Here is a 718-nt window from a genome sequence, read left to right on the forward strand (position 1 = left end):
TACCAAACCCAAAAAGGCACTGGTCAGCAGGACGGCACGCGAGCCTCCTATCAGACTGCCGATAATACCAAAAATTAACGGCATTAGTGCAGCTGCCATAATGCGCTTAAATGATTGGCCCCACGTTAGCAAATGCCCCGCATTATTGACGGTTTTTAGGCGCCATGTTTGCATGCCTAGCGTTTGACCACCGCGACGCCAAAACACGCCATAAAAGGCTACTAGCGTCAGTATAAAAGAAGGTGTCATAATGACGTTCTGATACCATCTGGGTAGCGACTGCGCCTCTTCAGACTGCGTCCCTGTTTCCATGGTCAATAGCGTACCAATCACTGTCAGCATCGTCCCCACCAAAAACAATAATGCCAAAATCAACATCCCATCATATAAGATAGCAACGACACGGGTCGTCGGTTTGGCAATAGTAGGCTCTTCAATATGAGGGACATGCTGTTGAGAGGTGTTCTTTTTTGGAGACTTTGACTTAAGGACAGTCTTCGGTGTACTTTTTGACATGATACAAGCTCATAGCAAGCGAAAATAATGACACTATTGTACCGTAATTTGGGTGCTTATCGTACACTTATACCAAGCCCCAGAAGTATACATATTATAAAAATGATGATGCGTCGAAAACGTGTTGTAATATTTAAAACGTGAAGTATATAAAGATAAGACAAACAACCCTTATTACAAAAACAGCAGACATAAAAAAATC

Annotated in this window: 1 protein-coding gene; it reads right to left on the minus strand. The window is 42.9% G+C overall.

Going from position 1 to position 718, the window contains the following annotated elements; translation table 11 throughout:
• Positions 1–516 (minus strand): RDD family protein (locus ACS8FD_RS20425; RefSeq protein ID WP_439277210.1); only part of this gene is annotated, 516 nt, incomplete at its 3' end.
• Positions 517–718: the final 202 nt, after the last annotated feature.

The sequence above is a fragment of the Psychrobacter sp. 1U2 genome (assembly GCF_051847575.1).